Below are 20059 nucleotides of genomic sequence, written 5' to 3' on the forward strand. Positions count from 1 at the left end.
AGGAGACTCAACAACTGAGATTTACGCAATAAAAAGAACGCCACAATACAATCCTTTAACAGTATAGAATAACACAGTACATCAAAAATGACAAAAAATAATTCCCTTGAATTTTAATAAAACTTAGTGTCCTGTTCGTTCGGGGAGATAATTATGAATAGATCAGCTGAAAGACGCAAACATACAAGAATTGAACTTGGCTCCATAAACGGATTCTTCCGGCAATGCGATATTGCCGCATCATCGTCCGGTCGGGACCTTGACATCACCATCCTGAATATATCCACTCAGGGAATGAAATTTATACTCAACTCCAGAGCTGATTCCAGCGGGATCAATCCGGATGATGAAATATTCATCCGCGGCTGCATTTTCAATGATAATATCGGATTTCTGAGCAGCCAGAAGGCGGTTACCGTATGGCAGGAGGATTCACTTTACGGAGTAAAATTCACCCCGGCCCTTGATATTGACCACACCACACTTGCAGAAATGATGACCTAAGTCTTTTCCGCCGAGACATGCCTACTCCAAGAAAATGAATGTTGAAACGATATCTGGAAGCAACTGATGAGAAATCCCCCGAAACCAATGTTCCGGGGGATCTTTTTTTTATCCTTTCAACCTCTCCAGCCCCTGCGCCAGATCAGCCTTCAAATCTTCCACATCTTCCAGTCCGATGTTCAGCCTGAAAATGGTTTTGCCTTCGTAACCGAAAGGATTTGTTCGCCTGAACTTACCTCCGGTAATCAAGCTTTTGTAGCCTCCCCAGCTGTAACCGAGGCCAAACAACTCCAGATTGTCCACAAACGGCGAATGATCCATATCTTCATATTCATCTTTAAGGGTAAATGCGAAGAGACCGCTCGCCCCTTTGAAATACTGCTTCCAGAGATCATGTTGAGGGTGGCTTTCCAGAGCCGGATGGATCACAGATTCTACCATTTCATGATTTTCCAGCCATTTGGCAATTTCAAAAGCGGATTCCTCATGGGCCTTGAGGCGAACTTTCAGAGTCCGCAAGCCGCGCAAAGCCTGATAGCAATCTTCCTGAGCCGCAAAAGCTTCAAAAATTCCGGAACATTTTTCAAGGGCTGCCCAACTCTGCTCATTAGTGGAAACCGTGCCCAGAAGGATATCAGAATGCCCAGTGATGTACTTGGTGCAGGACTGAATGGAAACATCAACCCCATGCTCAAAGGGGTTGAAATATAATGGAGTTGCCCAGGTATTATCAATGACAGAAACCACACCTTTGGATCGGCATATTTCACTGACAGCAGCAATATCTTGAATCTCAAAAGTATTTGAACCGGGGGATTCCAGAAACAGAAGCTTTGTGTTCTCACGGATGTACCCGGCTATATCTGCCCCGGAATCAGATGGGAAATAATCTGTTTCAACACCGTATTTGGAAAGAAAACCATCACAGAAATGACGTGTCGGGCCATAGACATTATCGCAAATAAGAATATGGTCGCCCTGCTTTGTGTAAGCCATAAGCACCATGGCAATAGCGGCTATGCCTGACTGATACGCTTTACAGCCGTGCGCACCCTCCAGCTCAACCATGGCGGCTTCAAAAGCGTTCTGGGCAGCCAGACCGCAGGTCCCGTACTCCACTCCTTCAAACTCGCCTTTGTTGGCTTTAAGCATATCAGCGTAGGAATCAAAAAGAACAGTGGAAGCGCGGTGCAGGGGCGGATTGATAGTATCTATAAATTCACGGGCTTCGGCTTTGCCCGCATTGACCAGAGTGGTGGATTTTTTCATGGAAGTTCCTTGTTGTGGCTGGACCCAAACATAAAGCGGGAAACTGGTAAAACAACCAGTTCCCCGCAAATTTATTAAACAACACGGCGAAGCCCTAATAAAAAGTTTAGGAGAGTCCAGAGACCCCTTTTCCAAAGGGTTCTTTGGCCGCCGGAGGCATTCTTAAATCATCTTTTTCAATTCTTCCTCAATTAACTCAAGGGGGAAGTCTTCCTTAACCACTGCACGGCCCAGCCTGTCAAGACCGACAATGACAACCTGCCCCTGCTTGACCTTCTTATCCTTCTGCATGAGCTGCATGATTTTGGCAGGATCAATATCCAGCTTTCCGGTTGCAAGATTCAGCTTATCCATAAGCTCTTCATGCAACCGGAGATCCTCGGCTGAAAGCATTCCGGCCCTATTGCAGGCCCGGGAAACAATACGCATGCCCCAGGCCACACATTCGCCGTGAGAAATCCTGTATCCGGCAAAAGTCTCAATGGCATGGCCCACGGTATGACCGTAATTGAGGATACGGCGCACACCGCCCTCTTTTTCGTCACGGGCAACCACATCGGCCTTGATCCCGCAGCAACGGGCCACAACCTTGCCCATGACTTCCGGGTCAAGGGCGCGGACTTTATCGGCATTGACAGAGAGGTAATCCACCAGCCCGCCATCGGCGATGAAAGCGGTCTTGACCACTTCGCCCAGCCCGCTGAGAATTTCCCGCTCAGGGAGAGATTCAAGGGCTGAGATGTTGGTATAAACCCGCTTGGGCTGGTAGAACATACCGCAGTAATTCTTCCAGTGCTTAATGTTCACCGCCACCTTGCCGCCCACGGAGGAATCCACCTGAGAAAGCAGGGTTGTGGGAACCTGCACAAAATTAATGCCGCGCATATAACTCCCGGCAACGTAGCCGGAAAGATCGCCGACCACGCCGCCGCCAAGGGCGACCACAACATCCTGACGGGTAATCCCGGCCTCAAGCATTGCTTCCAGCAGGGAACCGAACACATCAAGGGATTTGCTGTTTTCCCCGGCGGGGACAGTGAGCAGCAGCGGGTCAACCCCCGCTAAAGCGAGCTTTTCGACCAGCTCATGACCGAAAAGCCCGCGGGTATTTTCATCGCAGATAACTACCGGGGTGTGTCCGAATTTCCGTGCTTTGAGATCAGCGACAACTTCATCCATGACGGAGTAATCGACGCTGATTTCATAGGAATTATCGAACTCCCCGCGCAGTTCAACACTGACGCAGGGCATTAATCTTCCCCGGCCAGCACGCATTCCTGCTGACGCAGGGATTCTTCGTGGATGTACTGGAAGATACGGAGCATGAAATGTTCGTCCATGCCGCGGGCAACACCTTCGCGGGTACGCTTTTCAACAGTCTTCTTCCACTGTGCGGGCTGCAGAAGTGCAATACCGCGCTCACATTTCATCTTACCTATCTTGCGGCCAAGGGCCATGCGTTCGGCAAGCAGTTCAACAATGGCGTCATCAATTTCAACAAGACGGGTACGCTTGCTTTCCATGCGATGGGCAAATTCCTCATCTTCCGCAGCGGGCTGCTTGACCTCAAGTCCGGCAAGAACTTCACCGAGATCTTCAGGGGTGAACTGCTGTTTGCTGTCACTGAGTGCCACGTCAGGATTAATATGGGATTCAATCATCAGACCGTCAAAAAGCAGGTCGAGAGATTTCTGGGCTACTGCGGGGATGAGTTCACGCTTACCGCAAAGGTGGCTGGGGTCGCAGATAATAGGCATGCCTTCGGTGCGGCGGCGCAGTTCAATAAAAATTCTCCAGTTGGGAGCATTGCGGAATTCACTGGGACGGGCGGAGGAGAAACCGCGGTGAATAGCACCGAGCTTGGTTACTCCGGCCTTGTTGATGCGCTCCAGTGCGCCGAGCCAAAGTTCCACATCGGGGTTGATGGGGTTCTTGACCAGCACGGGAATATCGGTTCCCTGCAAGGCATCGGCCATGGCCTGCACGGCAAAGGGGTTAACGGTGGTTCTAGCACCGATCCAGATCAGGTCCACGCCGTATTTAAGGCAGAGCTCAATGTGCTCGGGGGTGGCAGTTTCACAGCAGATGGGCAGCCCGGTTTCTTCCTTGGCTTCCACCAGCCATTTGAGACCTTCCTCACCCATGCCTTCAAAACAGCCGGGACGGGTGCGGGGTTTCCAGATGCCTGCGCGCAGGAGATGCACTCCTTTGTCTTTGATGCCGCGTGCGGTATCGAGCAGCTGTTCGCGGGATTCCGCACTGCAGGGCCCGGCGATAATCAGCGGACCGTCGTTATTGAAACCCCAAGTATCCAAACCTTTTACATCGAGTTGTACGCTCATGGTAATGACCTCCGTAATAATTGAAGTTGAAAAGAAGTCCGGGCCGGTTTGATGGCGCTAGATGAAATAATACTGCAAAAATGAAATCTGAATATAACAGACAATGCAGAAAACAGCAGGAAAAAATCGGCCGGAAAAAGACAAGCACCGAATACGGGAGATTGCATCAATCCCACGTAATCAAAAATAAATTATAAATGAAGTTGGACTATACACCCTGCCGGGGAGGCAGAGGCGGAAAACAGACGGCAACCGGTTGCTGGCGGTGGCTGCATCAGAATTTTCCGATAAGTCTTAGGTACCCCATAACACCACAGTGATGCGGCGTAAACACTCAATGACCCGGAAACTGTTTTTTTCATATTTTCTTAACAATTTTATTTATTGATATTGACTTTAAATTTCATTCTCACTAAAAGTCAAAATAACGTTAACAAACCTGATTACATATTTAAAAGGAGGACATCATGTCCAAGTCACTGATCGTCTACGGCTCAACCACTGGAAACACAGAAACCACAGCTGAATACGTGGCTGAAGCTTTTGAAAACAAAGAAATCGAAGTAGTATTGAAAAATGTCACCGATGTCGGTGCAGCAGATCTGGGCGGATATGACATCGTACTCTTCGGCTGCTCCACCTGGGGCGAAGAAGAGATTGAATTGCAGGATGACTTCATCCCCCTCTACGACTCTCTCGAAGATGCCGACCTGAAAGGAAAGAAAGTCTCGGTCTTCGGCTGCGGAGATTCCGATTACACCTATTTCTGCGGGGCAGTTGACGCCATTGAAGAAAAACTCGAAAAAATAGGTGCCGTTGTTATCGGGGACAGCCTTAAAATCGACGGTGACCCGGAACGCGATCCTATCATGGACTGGGGTGGTGAGATCGCTGCAAAGCTTTAGCCCGAATCCAGCTGATCACAATTAATAAAGCCCCCGCACTAATACTGCGGGGGCTTTAAAATTTTATTCTATCTTCAACTAGTTCTGGCCGGCCAGAGCACGCTGAACCGAAACTTCCAGCATTGTTTTCTGCAAGCGGATACTCTTGGTATTGCTGCTGAGCACATCTTCCGTCAGCATGCGAAGTTTATCCACCGACTCAAGTGACGCGGTAATGATGAGTTCCGTGGGAATCAGTCCTTCGGAGCGGATCATCTCCAGCACGTTTTCCAGCTTGTGAGAAAGCTCTTCGATGACGGTCAGCTTGAGCAGGTTCGACCCTGCTTTGATGGAATGGGCATCTCTGAAGATGGAATTGATCAGCTCCGGGGTAAGATCGGCCGGGCTGTTTTCCAATTGCAGAAGCCCGGTCTCGATATTATCGAGCCGCTCAAGGGTTTCATCCTGAAAGATGTCCAGTAGTCTGTCGCCGGTACTCATTATATTTATCTGTCCCACCCGCCGCAACAGCAGGGGTTAAAATCACTATTTCGTTACTCTGCAGGAGCAACGTTAGAGGTTATCTGCCCTAAGCTTAGGCTTTCGTCAACAAATTGTAACGCAAAAAAACACCTTTGCGCAGCCCTATACGGACTTCCCTTTTTGACAGCAAAATTCTACACTGCCGCCCTCAAGTTTGAGATACTAGTAAAAAATATCACCTTCTGTCTTTAATTATATTATATTTTTAATCAAGTATAGTGCGGAGTTAAATAAAATGGCTTTGATGAGCGTAAGCGATGTTTCCATGACCTTCGGCGGCCCCCAGCTGCTGGATAAAGTTTCCTTTCAAGTGGAGGAAGGCCAGCGGATCTGTATTGTGGGACGTAACGGGGAAGGTAAATCCACCCTGCTCCGGCTCATGAGCGGAGACCTTGTGCCGGACGGCGGAAACATCTCTTACCAGAAAGGAGTCAGCGTGGCCCGGCTTTCCCAGAAGGTGCCCGAAGTGCTGAAAGGGACCATCTTCGAAGTGGTTGCCGGGGGCCTCGGCGACCTTGGCGAAGCCCTGACCCGCTACCACACCGTAAGTCTTGAAGTGGCAAACGGCGGCGATGTTGCCAAACTTTCCGAAGTGGAAGAGATCATGGAAAAGCACGGCGGCTGGGAAGCATTGACTACCATTGAGATGGTCATTTCCCGCCTCTCCCTCAGTGCCGAAATGCGCTTTGAAAACCTTTCCGGGGGCTTAAAAAGACGCGCTCTGCTGGCCCGTGCGCTGGCCTCCAAGCCGGATATTCTGCTTCTTGACGAGCCGACCAACCATCTGGATATCGACTCCATTGCCTGGCTGGAAGAATTTATCGTCAAGAACATCCGCACCCTGATTTTTATCACTCACGACCGCATGTTCCTGCGCAAGATCGCCACCCGCATCATCGAACTTGACCGAGGCAACCTTGCAGACTGGTCCTGCGATTACGACACCTTTCTCAAGCGCAAGGAAGACCTGCTGGCTGCCGAAGAAAAAAACTGGTCCGAGTTCGACAAAAAGCTGGCCCGCGAGGAAGTCTGGATCAGGCAGGGCATCAAGGCCCGCCGCACCCGTAACGAAGGCCGCGTACGCGCCCTCAAAAAACTGCGCGATGAACGCAAGCAACGCCGTGAACGGACCGGAAAAGCGACCATTGAAATTCAGGAAGCCGCCCGCTCCGGTAAAGTGGTAGCCGAAACCGTGAACGCCTGTTATTCATGGGACGACACTCCTATTTTCAAAGACCTGAACGCAACCATCATGCGCGGGGACCGCATAGGAATCATCGGGCCCAACGGCGCAGGCAAAACCACCCTCATTCAGGTACTGCTCGGCAATCTCAAGCCTGATTCCGGCACAGTGAAACTCGGCACCAAGCTGGAAATTTCCTATTTCGACCAGCACCGCGAGCAGCTGGACCCGGAAAAAACCGTGCGCAACTCAGTTGCCGACGGCAACGACACCGTGACCATCAACGGCCGCAACAAGCATGTCATGGGCTATCTCAAGGATTTCCTGTTCTCCCCGGACCGGGCTAATTCTCCGGTCAGCGTACTTTCCGGCGGTGAGCGCAACCGTCTCCTGCTGGCCCGGCTGTTCACCCGCCCTTCCAACCTGCTGGTAATGGACGAACCCACCAACGACCTCGACGCCGAGACCCTTGAACTGCTCGAAGACCGGATCATGGAATATCCCGGTACCGTAATCATCGTCAGCCATGACCGTGCCTTCCTGAACAACGTGGTCAGCGGCACCCTTGCCTTTGACGGCAATGCGCAGGTTAACGATTACGTTGGCGGGTACGATGACTGGGTGCGCCAGCGTCCGCAGGCTGAAGAGGAAGCCAAACCCAAAGCATCCAAGCCCAAGCCGAAGAAGACCCCGGACGTGCGCCCGGAAAAGCTCAGCTACAAAGAGCAGCGCGAATTTGAAGCACTTGAAGTGGAAATAGTCGAGTTGCCCGGAAAGATAGAAGAGCTTGAAACCGCTATCGAAGCCATGCAGATCCAAATGGCCGACCCGGAATTCTACAAAAAATCCGGCGGAGAAATGGCCGCCGCACAAGCGGAACTGGAAGAACTCGAATCCGAGCACGAAACAACCTTCATGCGCTGGGAAGAAGTGGAAGAAAAATTGGAAGAGTATCGTAGAAGAACAGGACAAAATTGATGCCTCCGGCGGCTGGGGAAGGGAAAACTTTTGCAAAAGTTTTCCCTTCCCCAGACCCCATCCCTTTCAAAACCTTTCAGTTTGCTTCGCATATAACTTGCCAGTACGTCACATACCTATCTAAATTTGCTATCTTTACAATTCAGGCGTAAAAAGCATCATATGAAATCCAAAGCTTTTTCTCCTTTCTGGATGCCTATTTACGCATTCTTTCTGACTATTCTAGTCGGAGGATTGCTTTTAAAACTGGACATTTGCCATCCGGGAAAGGAACTTTCATTTCTTGATGCCGTATTTACGGCCACCTCGGCAGTCTGTGTTACCGGGCTGGCGGTGGTGGATACCGGGAGCTTTTTCAGCCGCACCGGGCAGAGCGTGATTCTGGCCCTGATCCAGTTGGGCGGTTTGGGGATTATGACATACGCCAGTCTGGTAATTTACCTGCTGGGCAAAAAAGTCAGTGCCTCGGACCGTATCGCGGTCAGCCAGACTTTGATTCATGACCCGTCCTTTAATATCGGTAAATTCATTGTGGGCGTGGTCACGGCAGTGCTGTCCATTGAAGCACTGGGAGCACTGCTCCTGAACATTATGGACCCAGCGGGATTCCACCCCTTCTCGGCCATATTTCATTCCATATCGGCATTCTGCAACGCGGGATTCTCGCTCTATTCGGACAGTCTGACCACATGGAAAAATCATCTGGGAATCAACTCGGTCTTCATGGCCCTGATCATCATGGGCGGGCTGGGTTTCTACGTCATGACCGAGCTGTGGCAGAAATTCCAGAATTTCATCCGCAGACGCAAAACCGAAGTCTCAGCCCACGCCTTGAGCTGGCACACCCGCATTGTACTGGAAACCTCAGCCTTCCTGATCATCGGCGGCGGGGTGGCTATTTTTTTTGCAGAAAGTCTCAAGGTACATAAAGTCGAAGGGGCCATGGTCAATGAGATCACGGCCCTGTTTCAGTCGGTCACCTGCCGCACCGCAGGATTCAACACCGTTGATATTTCCGGGCTGACCAATATATCCCTGCTGATCATGATCGGGCTGATGCTCATCGGCGGTTCTCCGGGATCATGCGCCGGGGGCTTGAAAACCACCACCTTCCGCACCTGGCTGGGCTTTATCATCTCCAAAATCAAAGGCCATTCACAAGTCAAGGTCGGCTGGTACGCACTCAGCGAAGAAAGCGTCAACCGCGCCCTGACCCTGCTGACCCTCGCCAGCGTAATCCTCGGCTCAGCCATCATTTTGCTCAGCATCACCGAAGGCAGCCACCTGCCGCACAGCGAAGTGCGCGGGCATTTCATCGAAATCACCTTTGAAGCCATTTCCGCCTTCGCAACCGTGGGCTTATCCACCGGAGTAACCCCGGACTTGAGCGGACCGGGAAAAGGGATCATAATATTTCTCATGTTCGTCGGAAGACTGGGGCCAGTCTGGCTCTTAACAGCCATCAACAGCTGGCAACGCGAACCCCGCTACAGATTACCTGAAGACGATCTGCCGTTAGGATAGCCTTCGGCGACCCTGCCGGGGGCCTTAACCCCTTTTCCAAAAGGGTTTAAGAATCCCAAAACGTTTTAATAAGACTTTGCCATCTCTTTATTCGAAGACCGCTATAGCGCGCTACTCGCGAAGCATAATAAAAGGTTTTGAAGGGGATGGGGTCTGGGGAAGGGGAAACTTTTGCAAAAGTTTCCCCTTCCCCAGCCGCCGGAGGCACAAAAATATGACAAAAAAAACAATAGAAGTAGGCGTTATCGGCCTTGGTAAATTCGGTCTGGAACTGGCACTTAACCTGCGCAGACTGGGCCACAATGTTGTGGGAATTGATACCGGGGAAGAACGGGTCAAAGCTGCTAAACCTTTCATTCCCCAAGTCTTTCAGGCTGACGGAACTGATCCGCAAACCCTGAAGCAGCTTAGCTTTCAGGACTTTGATTACGTGGTGGTTTCCACCGGGGACTCACTGGAGGCCAGCGTTCTGGTGGTGCTTAATCTGCAGGAAATCGGGGTCAACAAGATCTGGGTCAAAGCCATCAGCGCGGCCCATAAAAAGGTACTCAGCAAAATGGGCGTGGATTATGTTGTCTTCCCGGAACATTTTGCGGCAAAACAGCTGGCCCACAAGCTATCCACTCCGGGCATGGTCGAATACCTTTCCATGGGCAACGACATTCTGATCAAAGAACGCGAAGCCGATGACTGGGCCGGAAAAACACTCATTGATCTGAACCTGACCAACAATTATCAGGTACAGGTCATTGCCATCCGTAAAAACGGATCGGAAGAACTGAATTTCGTGCCCAAAGCGAACGAGCCGCTCAGTGAAAATGATGTGCTGATTATGATCGGAGCGCGGGAAAACCTGCTGAAACTGCCCTAGCGGCTATAAATCAACATCGACATTGTAGAGATTCTTTTCAATCTCTTTCATCTGCATATCCTCTTCTGCAAGGGCGATCATGCGGTCCCTGATTTCGTGTGTCTTTTCAATGGCATCATCAAGCTCCACCCCGGCGGCCAACTGCATCTTGCGCAGCAGGTTGAGAATGTCACTGCGCAGGGTTTCGCCGTTGTCCCCGGTTCCCATTTCCCGGAGCATGGTTTCGTCTTCTTCGGTTTTTTTGATCAGGTAATGACAGAATTTCTGGGCTTCCTGAACACCGCGGTTCTTTTCAAGACACATGGTCAGATAGCGGAAACAATTTTCCCAGTCACCCGCTTCATAGTGGGTGCGGGCAATGTTGAAGAAAAGATTTTCATCGGTACTGTCGAGATCGACTCCGCGATTGTAGTACTGCAGGGCCTCGCGATACATGCCGTTCTTGCGCATGGATATACCGAAATCATTGAACATGTGCTTGTGTTCAGTGGTAAAGGCGGATTTGAGCTGGAGCACTTTGGCGAACACTTCCTGCGCCCTCTCCACATCGCCCTTTTCAAGGTAGGTCATACCGAGACCGAAGGTGGCGCGGACATTTTCCTCATCCACTTCCAGCGCGTCGGCGTATTCCATTTCCGCGCTGTAAAGCTCGCCCTGTTCACGGTGGGCCTCGCCCCTGCTGAGCCGTGCTTCCTGCTGGTCCATGGCCGGACGAACATGCTGCTGAAAATAGTCCAGTTCAAGGGCGTAATGGGCGGCAAACTCGCCGCCGCCGATAATCTGGGGATCGCCTGTGGGAATATGCTGTTCATTGAGAAGCAGCAATTCAAAACGGTCATCGTCCACTTTGGTGGCCAGCCAGTATTTTTTACCCTTGATTTTATGCGAGTCTGTGCGCAGGGAAACAACCGTCACAAGGCTTGAATCCTCTGGAATCCCCTGATCTGCGGGAGGAGTATAGTCAAATAATGATGAGTCGGCACTCATTGTTTTAAGCCTCCGAATATCCTGTTCAGACCCCTCACATACTCCTTATCGGCATTCTACCCGTTCCGGTATAGATTGCCATCATCTAAATAAAAATGAATATTCCTACAGCTGGAACTTCGAAAAAAAATTCGCTAGTCTTCAGCGTGATGAAAGTACACCGTTTAATTTTATTTTTTCTTACCGTTATCTTTATTTTGCACTTTTTCGGGCAAAAAAGCTACGCTCGCAAGAAGATTTCGGCTCCGATCATTCAGTGCAGATTACTCCACCAGTTTCCGCACGACGACCTGGCATTCACGCAGGGTTTTCTCTATCATAAAAGCTATTTATACGAAAGCACGGGCAAGCGTGGCCGATCTTCACTGCGCAAGGTTGAACTGGAAAGCGGCATTGTGCGCACCCTGATTAAAAATGATGAGAAAATTTTCAGCGAAGGCATCTGCTACCATAACAATGAAATTTACCAACTAACATGGCGGTCAGGTAAATGTTACGTGTATGACGCTGCTTCCCTTGCCCGCAAAAGAATCTTCCAATACAAGGGGCAGGGATGGGGCCTGACCACAGACGGAGACTTCATCTACCAGAGCAACGGTTCTTCGGTGATCACCCTGCGCGACCCTTATGATTTTGCACGCATTAAAAGGCTGCGGGTCACGGACGGCGTTGCCAACATTCATAGTTTAAACGAACTGGAATTCATAAACGGCCTGATTTTCAGCAATATCTGGAAAAAAGACCGCATAGCAGCCATTGATCCCCGAAACGGCAAAGTAAAATTCTGGCTGGATATATCATCACTGCGCCCTCTTGCCGGGGAAAAAGCCGAAGCCGCCAACGGCATTGCCTGGGATGCTGAGAACAAACGACTTTTCGTGACCGGAAAATTCTGGAACAAGGTTTTTGAAATTGAACTACCCACACTTGAAAATAAGCCCGCCCCAAACTGACCACCCCACCGCTTCACTGGGTATCTGTGCCGGGGCTTCCACTATCAGCATGGTCCTCATGGACGACGCTGACGGACAAATTGAAATAATTAAATCAATTTCACTTAACCACGAAGGCAATCCCGCGAAAACCGTCGTCAAAGCCTTGCAGGAATTAGGGCTACCGGACAACGTTCCGGCAGCAGTAACCGGACGCAAATTCCGGCACCTGCTGGAACTGCCGACCATCTCCGAACCGCAAGCCCTTGAAACAGCACTTACGCAGCAGAATTTCGTAAAAGAAGGTTACCGCACCGTACTCAGCGCGGGCGGGGAAACCTTCATGGCCTACCTGCTTGATAATGACGGCAAGGTTGAAACCGTGCATACCGGGAACAAGTGCGCTTCCGGCACCGGGGAATTTCTGGCTCAGCAATTAGGCCGCATGGGCCTTACTCTGGACGATATGTCCGCCATGCAGGAATGCGAACCGCACAAGGTCTCCGGGCGTTGCTCGGTTTTCTGCAAAAGCGACTGCACCCATGCTCTGAACAAAGGGGTGGAAAAAGATGCCGTGGTGGCCGGGCTGGCCCGCATGATGGCCGGAAAATGCGTGGAACTGCTGCGCAAACTACCCGCGGAAAAAGTAGCCCTGATCGGTAACTGCTCGCAGAACAAATTCATGGTCAATGAACTGCGCCGGGAAATAGCGGACCTCTTTCTGCCGGAGCACGGCAACTGCTTCGAGGCCCTTGGGGCGGCCATCTGGGCAGCTGAAAACGGGGCCCCGTTGCCGCAGGAGACAGGCAGCATCATTCGCAAAGGTGACACAGCGTTCACTTTCCTGCCGCCGCTGAAAAACTTCACTGATTCTGTTAAATTTCACAAAAGCAGGCAGGCCGGATTCGTCCCCGGCAACAGGCTGGCCCTCGGCCTTGATGTAGGTTCGACTACCACTAAAGGGGTGCTTCTTGATCTGGAACGTACCGAGATTGCAGCCTCCTGCTACCTGCGCACGGACGGTGATCCCATCGGGGCATCATGCAGGGTTTACGCCGAACTGGCTACGCAGGTTCCGGACGGAACCGTGGCTGAAATCATGGGAGTGACCGGATCTGGCCGCAACATTGCCGGGCTGCATGCGGGCACGGACGGCATTATCAACGAGATCACCGCCCACGCCACCGCCGCCGTGCATTATGATCCGGAAGTGGACACAATTTTCGAAATCGGCGGACAGGATGCCAAGTATACATGGCTGAAAAATTCAGTTCCCTGCGACTACGCCATGAACGAAGCATGCAGTGCCGGAACCGGATCGTTCCTTGAAGAAAGTGCCAAAGAAACTCTGGGCATCGCGGTCACCGACATTGCTGATGTGGCCTTTAAAGGAAAGAATCCACCCAACTTCAATGACCAGTGCGCGGCCTTCATCGGCTCTGACCTCAAGCTTGCGGCGCAGGAGGGTGTTCCGCTGGAGGACATGGTTGCCGGGCTGGTCTATTCCATCTGTATAAATTACGCCAACCGGGTTAAAGGCAGCCGCACAGTCGGTCGTAAAATTTTCATGCAGGGCGGGGTCTGCTACAACAAGGCCGTGCCCACGGCCATGGCCGCACTGACCGGACAGGAAATCATCGTCCCGCCCCATCCGGGACTTACCGGAGCCTTCGGGGTGGCTCTTGAGGCAGCGAAAAGAGCTGATCAGGGTACCATTGCCAAAGGAGAATTCAATCCCGCCGAGCTGGCTGAAAGAAAAGTGAACCACAAATCACCTTTCGTCTGCAACGGAGCCGGACGGGATTGCGACCTCGGCTGCACCATTGCCCGCATTGAAGTACAGGGCAAAACCTTCCCCTTCGGCGGTATCTGCAACCGCTTTGATAATTCCAAGGTCGCCAAAAACACCAAGCCGGCAGATGATCTTGTACTCTGGCGGGAGAAACGGGTTTTCCGGGATTTGACTGAGCCAGAGGCAGGCCAGTCCGTAATCGGCATGAACCGCTCCCTGCTCATGAACACGTGGTTTCCGCTCTTCAATACTTTTTTCAAAAAGATGGGCTTCGGAGTCCGGCTGCCGGATAAAATCGATCCCGATTCCATTGAGCAGAAAGGCGCGCCCTTCTGTCATCCGGTGGAACTGGCCCACGGCGGGCTGGGGGAACTGCTGGGACTTGAGACCGATCATATTTTCCTGCCCCATCTGCGTTCCATGCCACTCAAAAGCGGTGACCGCTCCTGCACCTGCGTGCTGGTTCAGGGAGAGCCTTATTACCTGAAATCCGCTTTCCCGGAACTGGAAAAACGCTCCCTGCTGGCCCCGGTCATCCACATGCAGGACGGTGAAGAACAATTACGCAAAGCCCTGCTCCAGACAGCCGCCGTACTCAAGGTGGATGTCGCACGTGCTGTAGACGCACTGGAGGCGGCACTTGCCGCGCAGGAACAATTCTTTTCCGACCTGCGTCGCAAAGGAGAAGAATTCATGGCCGCACTGGATGAAAGCGACAGGCAGGGCATGGTGCTATTCGGTCGCCCATACAATGCTTTCAGCTCATGGGCCAATAAATCCATTCCCGCAAAATTCGCCACCCGCGGAGTTGAGATCATCCCCTGCGATATGCTCCCACGCAGTGAAAAATGCGGATCAGAACTGAATATGTACTGGGCCACCGGGGAACAGATCATGGACAGTGCCAAGCAGGCAGCTGAACATCCCAAACTTTTCGGCACCTACATCACCAACTTTTCCTGCGGACCGGATTCATTCCTGCTCGGCCATTTCCGCAAAGTCATGGGCAGCAAGCCTTCACTGACCTTGGAGCTGGACAGTCACACCGCCGATGCCGGGATCGAAACCCGCATTGAAGCGTTTCTGGATATTGTGGACGGTTTCAGCCGCCAAAAAGAAACAGACAGACCGGCGGCGAACTCTTTCCGTCCGGCCTGTTGTGAAGTTCGCGACGGAATTACCGGAATTACCGACTCCAAAGGAGACTGGTATGCGGTCAATGATCCGAAAGTCACCCTGCTTATTCCCAGCCTAGGTGAAATCAGCACGGATTTTCTGGCCGCCTCCATGCAGCGGGACAACATCCGCTACAAGGTGCTGGGTCACGCCAGTGAAGCTGCCCTCAAAATGGGCCGCAACAATTCATCATGCAAGGAATGTTTGCCCCTGCAACTCACAGCAGGAGCGTTACTGGAACATCTGGAAAACCGGGACGAAGACGAAATCGCCCTCTTCCTGATGCCCAAGGCCAAGGGGCCGTGCCGCTTCGGGCAGTATTCCGTGTTCATGAATGATCTCATTGAGCGTTTGGAAATCCCGGACCTTGCCATTTTCGCGCCCAGTTCCACGGACGGCTACGGGGGATTAAGCACCGGGGTGACCCTTGGCATGTGGCAAGGCATTGTTGCCGGGTCCATCCTTGAGGACATCCACGCCACCATTTCCACAGCCGCTACAGATAAGGACGCGGCCCTGAAACTTTTCCGGCAGGTCCGTCAAAACCTGCTCGATGGCATGGCCGACTGGAAAACCTTCTCCAAGGCACTGCGCAAAGCGGCAAAAGAGCTATCCACCATTAAACTGTCAAAACCAATACGGGAATATCCGGTAATCTCCCTTCTTGGTGAAATTTATGTGCGCCACGATCCGCTGGCCCGCCGCTCCCTGCCGGAAAGGCTTACCGAACAGGGCTTCATCGTGCGCGTGGCCCCGGTGCTGGAGTGGATGAAATACACCGACTGGCTGAACCGCAATAATATCGAAGGCAGGGCCGAACTGAAAACCCTGATTACGCAAGGCGTGAAATCATATTTTGAGCGGCGCATCCGGCATATACTCGCCAAAAGCGGACTGCTCTTCTATCCCGGACCGGATGTGCGAAAAGTGGTCAGCCACGGCAAAAAGCATATTTCCGAACAGCTCACCGGGGAGGCAATCCTCACTGTGGGCGCATCCCTGCACGAGATAATGTCCCCATCCTGCGGGGTCATCTCCATCGGTCCTTTCGGCTGCATGCCCTCACGGGTGGCAGAAGCGGTGCTCAGTGAAAAATTCCGGGCCGGATCAGCAGGAGGCAAGGCCACATCCGTGGTTGCTCCTGATTCACGGTTGCCTTTTCTGGCCATTGAGACGGACGGCAATCCCTTCCCGCAACTGATCGAAGCAAGGCTGGAAGCATTCTGTCTGCAGGCCAAACGGCTGCATGAACGGATGAATTGAAATGGCAGGCCCAAATTAATATTACTTTAGTTCTTCTTGATATAGCACAAGCTATTATGATACCACCTCTCAGGATAGATTGAAGCGGAAACGCTTTTCCGGGGGGAGGACACATTGAATAGAAGAATGATAGGGCTGTGCCTGTTAATACTGCTGATTACCATCTGCGGATGCCGGGCCGGACGATCCCTAAAAACAAATATCAAAGAAACTGTAATTTCATCCCAGCCGGAGGATAAATTCACCCGGGCAGTGGACCGCAATAAATTCTCTGAGGCGGAACAGATCTGGCTTGATAATCAGGACTATTTTCTGGCAAAGCCGAAGGCAATGGATGAGATAACCAAAGCGGCTTCCAATCTTAAAAAACGTTACCGCCCGAAAATTTCCGCAGCTACAACAAACATCCTTTCCATCCATTGGCCTGAAAAATCCGCTAAGTGGACTTTGATCCGCCTCAAGCTGGATAATGCGCGTGCACTTGTGGATGAAATTGAATCCCTCGCCATCCTAAACGATCTCGGCCAGACACCTCCCCGTCTGGCAAAACTGAAAAGCAAGCTCCACGAAAAAGAATCAAAAATCCACGCCGATGCGCTGGCCCAGTTCAAGAAATATCCCCTTAAAACCGGGCCGAATTTTTTTTCCATCTATCCCGTAAAACTGGACGAGGCCAAATTCCTCAAGTCGCAGGCCGCCCTGCTGGAGCGCACTGTAGGTTCCGCCAACGGTAAAGACGTGCCGCACATGATCAAGGAATACGGGGATGTGATCCCCGCTGAGACCCTGCGCAACATGGAAGGCCAATACTTCCGCGAGCTGCTCAAGAAAGAATCCAAGGGCAGAAAGCCGTCCTTCCGCACAGTTATAAAAACCATGAAGGAAGCCCAGAGACAGGGCTTCCCGGTTACCGAAGTACCGGACTGCAAAATCGCCTTTGTGCGCGTGACCAGCAAAACTCTGCTGCATGAACATGGCATTGAATTCGGTCTGGGATTTGACGTGGACCTGCCTATGGAGACCGAGACACTGGCAAAGACTTCCATGTTCAATTCCAAGACAGCCAAGGACGCGGATGTGGTCATCCTGATCAACGAAGTGGTATCCAGAATCGACCGAAAGACTTTCCGTCCCAAATCATACCGAAGTAAAAATATTCTCGGATATCAGGAAGGATACAACCATGCCTACGATCAGGCCCAGCTGCGTCTTGAACAGCTTAAACTGAAACGGCAGGAACTGAACAACCGCAACAACTCCCACATTCTGGGCTGGTTCGGGGCTAACGACATCACCTCCGCCGCCCACATGGCTGCAATAGAAGAACAAAAATACAATGAAGCAGTTGCCAATGCCACCAGCATCCCGCGTATGATCGACAAGCCCATCTATGAAAAATACAGCTTCAGTGTTGTGCCGCTGCGAACAACCAAAGTAGCCTCGGTACAGTACATAATTATCGACCGTAAATCACGCACATACTTCACGGACTTCTTTGATATTGTTCAGGAAAAGAACTTTAAAATCGCATATGGGATTCGACCGGATGACCCGGACAAACTAGCCTATACCAAACGTTTCAATACGGACAAGGAAGTCCGGGGCTGGGAGAAAAAGGTTGTTCCCATACGCCTTTCCGACATGCTCAACTATTATCTGGACCACAAGGGAAAAGATAAAAAGTACCGCAACATGGCCAGCATTCAAAAAACAATTATTAATGATCGCAACAAAGCATTAGCGTCATTTTATAGCGATAAATATAAATCCGATACCGGCAATGATCCTCGTTTTGATTCCACAGTCATGGTTCTAGGGCCGGATCGCAGGTCATATGGTAGCGGTTTTTTTTGTAACCAGCAACATTATCTTGACTAATCATCATGTGGTGGCAGGGAGTAGTTTTGTTGAAATAAAAATGCACAATAATATGGAAGCATTCGGTAAAGTAATGGCTTTTGATTTGTACCGGGACCTTGCATTGGTTAAAATTAATGCTCATGGAAAACCAGTACGATTTTACACTAAAAACAGCCTACCTGCCGGAGTAACCCTTGAAGCCATCGGGCACCCGGAAGATCTGCCTTTCACAATTACCCGTGGCGTATTCAGTGCCTACAGGTCGATACCAAGCCACCATCTACCTTCTAGAGATATTGACGTGCGTTATATTCAAACCGATGCAGCGATTAACCGTGGCAACTCGGGAGGCCCCCTGTTCTATAAAAACAAAATTGTAGGCGTTAACTCATGGAAGTTAGGAGGTCCAATAATCGACAACCTCGCCTTCGCCGTCCATTACTCAGAAGTGATCAAATTTCTCAAACAATATGGAATAAAATATCGCAAGTAAGGAGCCTCCAATGAACAAAAAGCAAATCTTAATCATAACAACAGTGGCAATCCTCACGGCACTGATGCTTATGTCCGGGTGTCGCAGCAAGCAACGCATGGGCATGGTTCGTGAACAAAAGACAGGTTTACTCTACGGCTCCATGACCAACGGCAACCTTATGGCCGATCCTTCACAATTTGATACTCCGGTGCTCAAGCTGACCATTCGCAATACTTCCGGGGACCCGGCGATAAACCTTAAGGCCCTGCGTAAAACATTTGCCGACGCCTACGAGGACAAAGGCTACAAAGTCGTTAAAACTGGACAATACTCTCTACACTTGGATATCAACCTGCGCTATTCCGGTCAGATATCCCAGAATATGGTCGACGAAATCAGCCTCTGGGGCGGCACAGGCGGAGCCTACATGGGTGCCAGCTTGGGCCAAAATCTCGATTCCCTAGTACTTGGTTCCGCATCTGGAGCAGCCCTTGGAGCCATTATCGGACAGTACATGACACAGGATACATACATCATGGTTGCGGACGTGATGCTCGGAATCGTAGATAAATATGCCAGAAAGCGTAAAGCTATCGTCCAGTTCGGTGATACCCAGATCAAATGGGAAGATGAGGAGGACGGGTTCACAGCCTACCGTTCACGAGACCGCATAAAAGTTGCCGTTTATGCCGGCGGGGATAATACCCCGCAAAGCAAAATCGTGCGCGGAGTGACCTTGAGATTTAAGAGAATTTTGCAGGATATAATTTAATAGATGCCTCCGGCGGCCCTTCGGGGACCAAAGAACCCTTTTGCAAAAGGGTTCTCTGGACTCTCCCAAAAACTTTTATTAGGGCTTCGCCGCTTCGTCTTTCAGCTATACATCATCAAATCGAGTGCGCACCTTGTTCAGCCCCTCGCGATACCCTTTAGCATCTCCGTAAGGGAAGAAGTGACGGTAACGGCTGTGCACGGATTTAACCGGACGGGCGTGGCGGATAGGGCACCAGTACTGTTCGGTGCGAGCTGCAACCTCGCGCACAAAGCCGATCAAGCCGTTGAAATAACCGCAATAGTAGCAATTCATCTTCTCGATAAAGTTCAGGTACTTCAGGCTGTGACGATCTATGACAACGTAATCGCGCCGTCTTACACGGGGAATGCCATAGACCGGGAAACACATTAGTTGATAGAGCCAGACGGCCACATCAATCATCAGGGCCGGGATGAGCGGCATAAAAATAAAAGGCAGCGTGAGCATAACCCAGACCCCGGAGTCATAAACATAATCGCTCCACTTGGCGGCCAGCTCGCGGTGCGCTTCGCGCACTTCCGCGCTGAAGCGGACTTTCTTCTCCTGCACGGTATAGAGAAACTCACTTTTTATGTCACGAAGCTCAACGCGCAATTCCTTTTCCAGCGCATCCATCCTGCCGAGGATTTCATCGATTCTGCTCATGCTCCACCTTCCTTTTT

The 20059-nt window shown here is 51.2% G+C and carries 16 protein-coding genes; 10 read left to right on the forward strand and 6 right to left on the reverse strand.

Annotation, left to right across the window (positions count from 1 at the left end; all coding sequences use genetic code 11):
• Nucleotides 1-153 precede the first annotated feature (153 nt).
• Nucleotides 154-504: a PilZ domain-containing protein gene (locus tag FMR86_RS01555; protein WP_163349307.1), complete on the forward strand. Its 351-nt coding sequence runs from the start codon at nt 154-156 to the stop codon at nt 502-504.
• 108 nt (nt 505-612) lie between these two features.
• Here the strand turns inward: FMR86_RS01555 and metC are convergent, their stop codons facing one another.
• From metC to FMR86_RS01570, 3 genes are all read right to left on the reverse strand, one after another.
• Nucleotides 613-1773 carry a cystathionine beta-lyase gene (metC, locus tag FMR86_RS01560; protein WP_163349308.1) on the reverse strand — a complete coding sequence of 387 codons (1161 nt, stop codon included), beginning with the start codon at nt 1771-1773 and terminating at the stop codon, nt 613-615.
• Nucleotides 1774-1935: 162 nt separating this feature from the next.
• On the reverse strand, nt 1936-3024 hold the full coding sequence (gene aroB / locus FMR86_RS01565) for a 3-dehydroquinate synthase (RefSeq protein ID WP_163349309.1): 1089 nt from the start codon (nt 3022-3024) through the stop codon (nt 1936-1938).
• Nucleotides 3024-4115: a bifunctional 3-deoxy-7-phosphoheptulonate synthase/chorismate mutase type II gene (locus FMR86_RS01570; RefSeq protein ID WP_163349310.1), complete on the reverse strand. Its 1092-nt coding sequence runs from the start codon at nt 4113-4115 to the stop codon at nt 3024-3026. The genes aroB and FMR86_RS01570 overlap by 1 nt, the downstream gene beginning before the upstream one ends.
• A 467-nt stretch (nt 4116-4582) precedes the next feature.
• Here FMR86_RS01570 and FMR86_RS01575 point away from each other — a divergent pair, with 467 nt between their 5' ends.
• Complete coding sequence (locus FMR86_RS01575; RefSeq protein WP_163349311.1) at nt 4583-5020, forward strand: flavodoxin; 438 nt, start codon at nt 4583-4585, stop codon at nt 5018-5020.
• Nucleotides 5021-5098: 78 nt separating this feature from the next.
• Here FMR86_RS01575 and FMR86_RS01580 read toward each other — a convergent pair whose 3' ends face one another.
• A complete protein-coding gene (locus FMR86_RS01580; RefSeq protein ID WP_163349312.1) occupies nt 5099-5500 on the reverse strand; it encodes an Hpt domain-containing protein in 402 nt (133 codons plus the stop codon).
• 277 nt (nt 5501-5777) lie between these two features.
• Between FMR86_RS01580 and FMR86_RS01585 the strand changes: the two genes are divergently transcribed.
• The 3 genes from FMR86_RS01585 (at nt 5778) to FMR86_RS01595 (ending at nt 10098) form a co-directional block, all read left to right on the forward strand.
• Nucleotides 5778-7703, forward strand: coding sequence for an ATP-binding cassette domain-containing protein (locus tag FMR86_RS01585; protein ID WP_163349313.1), 1926 nt, complete (start codon nt 5778-5780; stop codon nt 7701-7703).
• 126 nt (nt 7704-7829) lie between these two features.
• Nucleotides 7830-9227, forward strand: a complete 1398-nt coding sequence (locus FMR86_RS01590) for a TrkH family potassium uptake protein (protein ID WP_373682435.1) — start codon at nt 7830-7832, stop codon at nt 9225-9227.
• Nucleotides 9228-9441: 214 nt separating this feature from the next.
• Entirely contained in the window at nt 9442-10098 is a 657-nt protein-coding gene (locus tag FMR86_RS01595) for a TrkA family potassium uptake protein (RefSeq protein WP_163349315.1), read from the forward strand.
• A gap of 3 nt (nt 10099-10101) precedes the next feature.
• On the opposite strand, the gene FMR86_RS01600 is transcribed toward FMR86_RS01595, so the two are convergent.
• Complete coding sequence (locus FMR86_RS01600) at nt 10102-11085, reverse strand: tetratricopeptide repeat protein (protein ID WP_163349316.1); 984 nt, start codon at nt 11083-11085, stop codon at nt 10102-10104.
• A gap of 149 nt (nt 11086-11234) precedes the next feature.
• Here FMR86_RS01600 and FMR86_RS01605 point away from each other — a divergent pair, with 149 nt between their 5' ends.
• From FMR86_RS01605 to traT, 5 genes are all read left to right on the forward strand, one after another.
• Nucleotides 11235-12038, forward strand: a complete 804-nt coding sequence (locus FMR86_RS01605; RefSeq protein ID WP_163349456.1) for a glutaminyl-peptide cyclotransferase — start codon at nt 11235-11237, stop codon at nt 12036-12038.
• Nucleotides 11998-16248 carry an acyl-CoA dehydratase activase gene (locus FMR86_RS01610; protein ID WP_239057106.1) on the forward strand — a complete coding sequence of 1417 codons (4251 nt, stop codon included), beginning with the start codon at nt 11998-12000 and terminating at the stop codon, nt 16246-16248. The genes FMR86_RS01605 and FMR86_RS01610 overlap by 41 nt, the downstream gene beginning before the upstream one ends.
• A gap of 114 nt (nt 16249-16362) precedes the next feature.
• Complete coding sequence (locus FMR86_RS01615; protein ID WP_239057107.1) at nt 16363-18126, forward strand: serine protease; 1764 nt, start codon at nt 16363-16365, stop codon at nt 18124-18126.
• The gene (locus FMR86_RS20495) at nt 18083-18601 is read left to right on the forward strand and encodes a S1C family serine protease (RefSeq protein ID WP_239057108.1); all 519 of its coding nucleotides are present in this window, start codon (nt 18083-18085) and stop codon (nt 18599-18601) included. The genes FMR86_RS01615 and FMR86_RS20495 overlap by 44 nt, the downstream gene beginning before the upstream one ends.
• Before the next feature lie 10 nt (nt 18602-18611).
• On the forward strand, nt 18612-19355 hold the full coding sequence (traT, locus tag FMR86_RS01620) for a complement resistance protein TraT (protein ID WP_163349317.1): 744 nt from the start codon (nt 18612-18614) through the stop codon (nt 19353-19355).
• Between the two features lie 105 nt (nt 19356-19460).
• On the opposite strand, the gene FMR86_RS01625 is transcribed toward traT, so the two are convergent.
• Nucleotides 19461-20042 carry a hypothetical protein gene (locus FMR86_RS01625; RefSeq protein WP_163349318.1) on the reverse strand — a complete coding sequence of 194 codons (582 nt, stop codon included), beginning with the start codon at nt 20040-20042 and terminating at the stop codon, nt 19461-19463.
• Nucleotides 20043-20059 lie beyond the last annotated feature (17 nt).

It is taken from the genome of Desulfovibrio sp. JC010 (assembly GCF_010470675.1).
Classification (GTDB): domain Bacteria; phylum Desulfobacterota; class Desulfovibrionia; order Desulfovibrionales; family Desulfovibrionaceae; genus Maridesulfovibrio.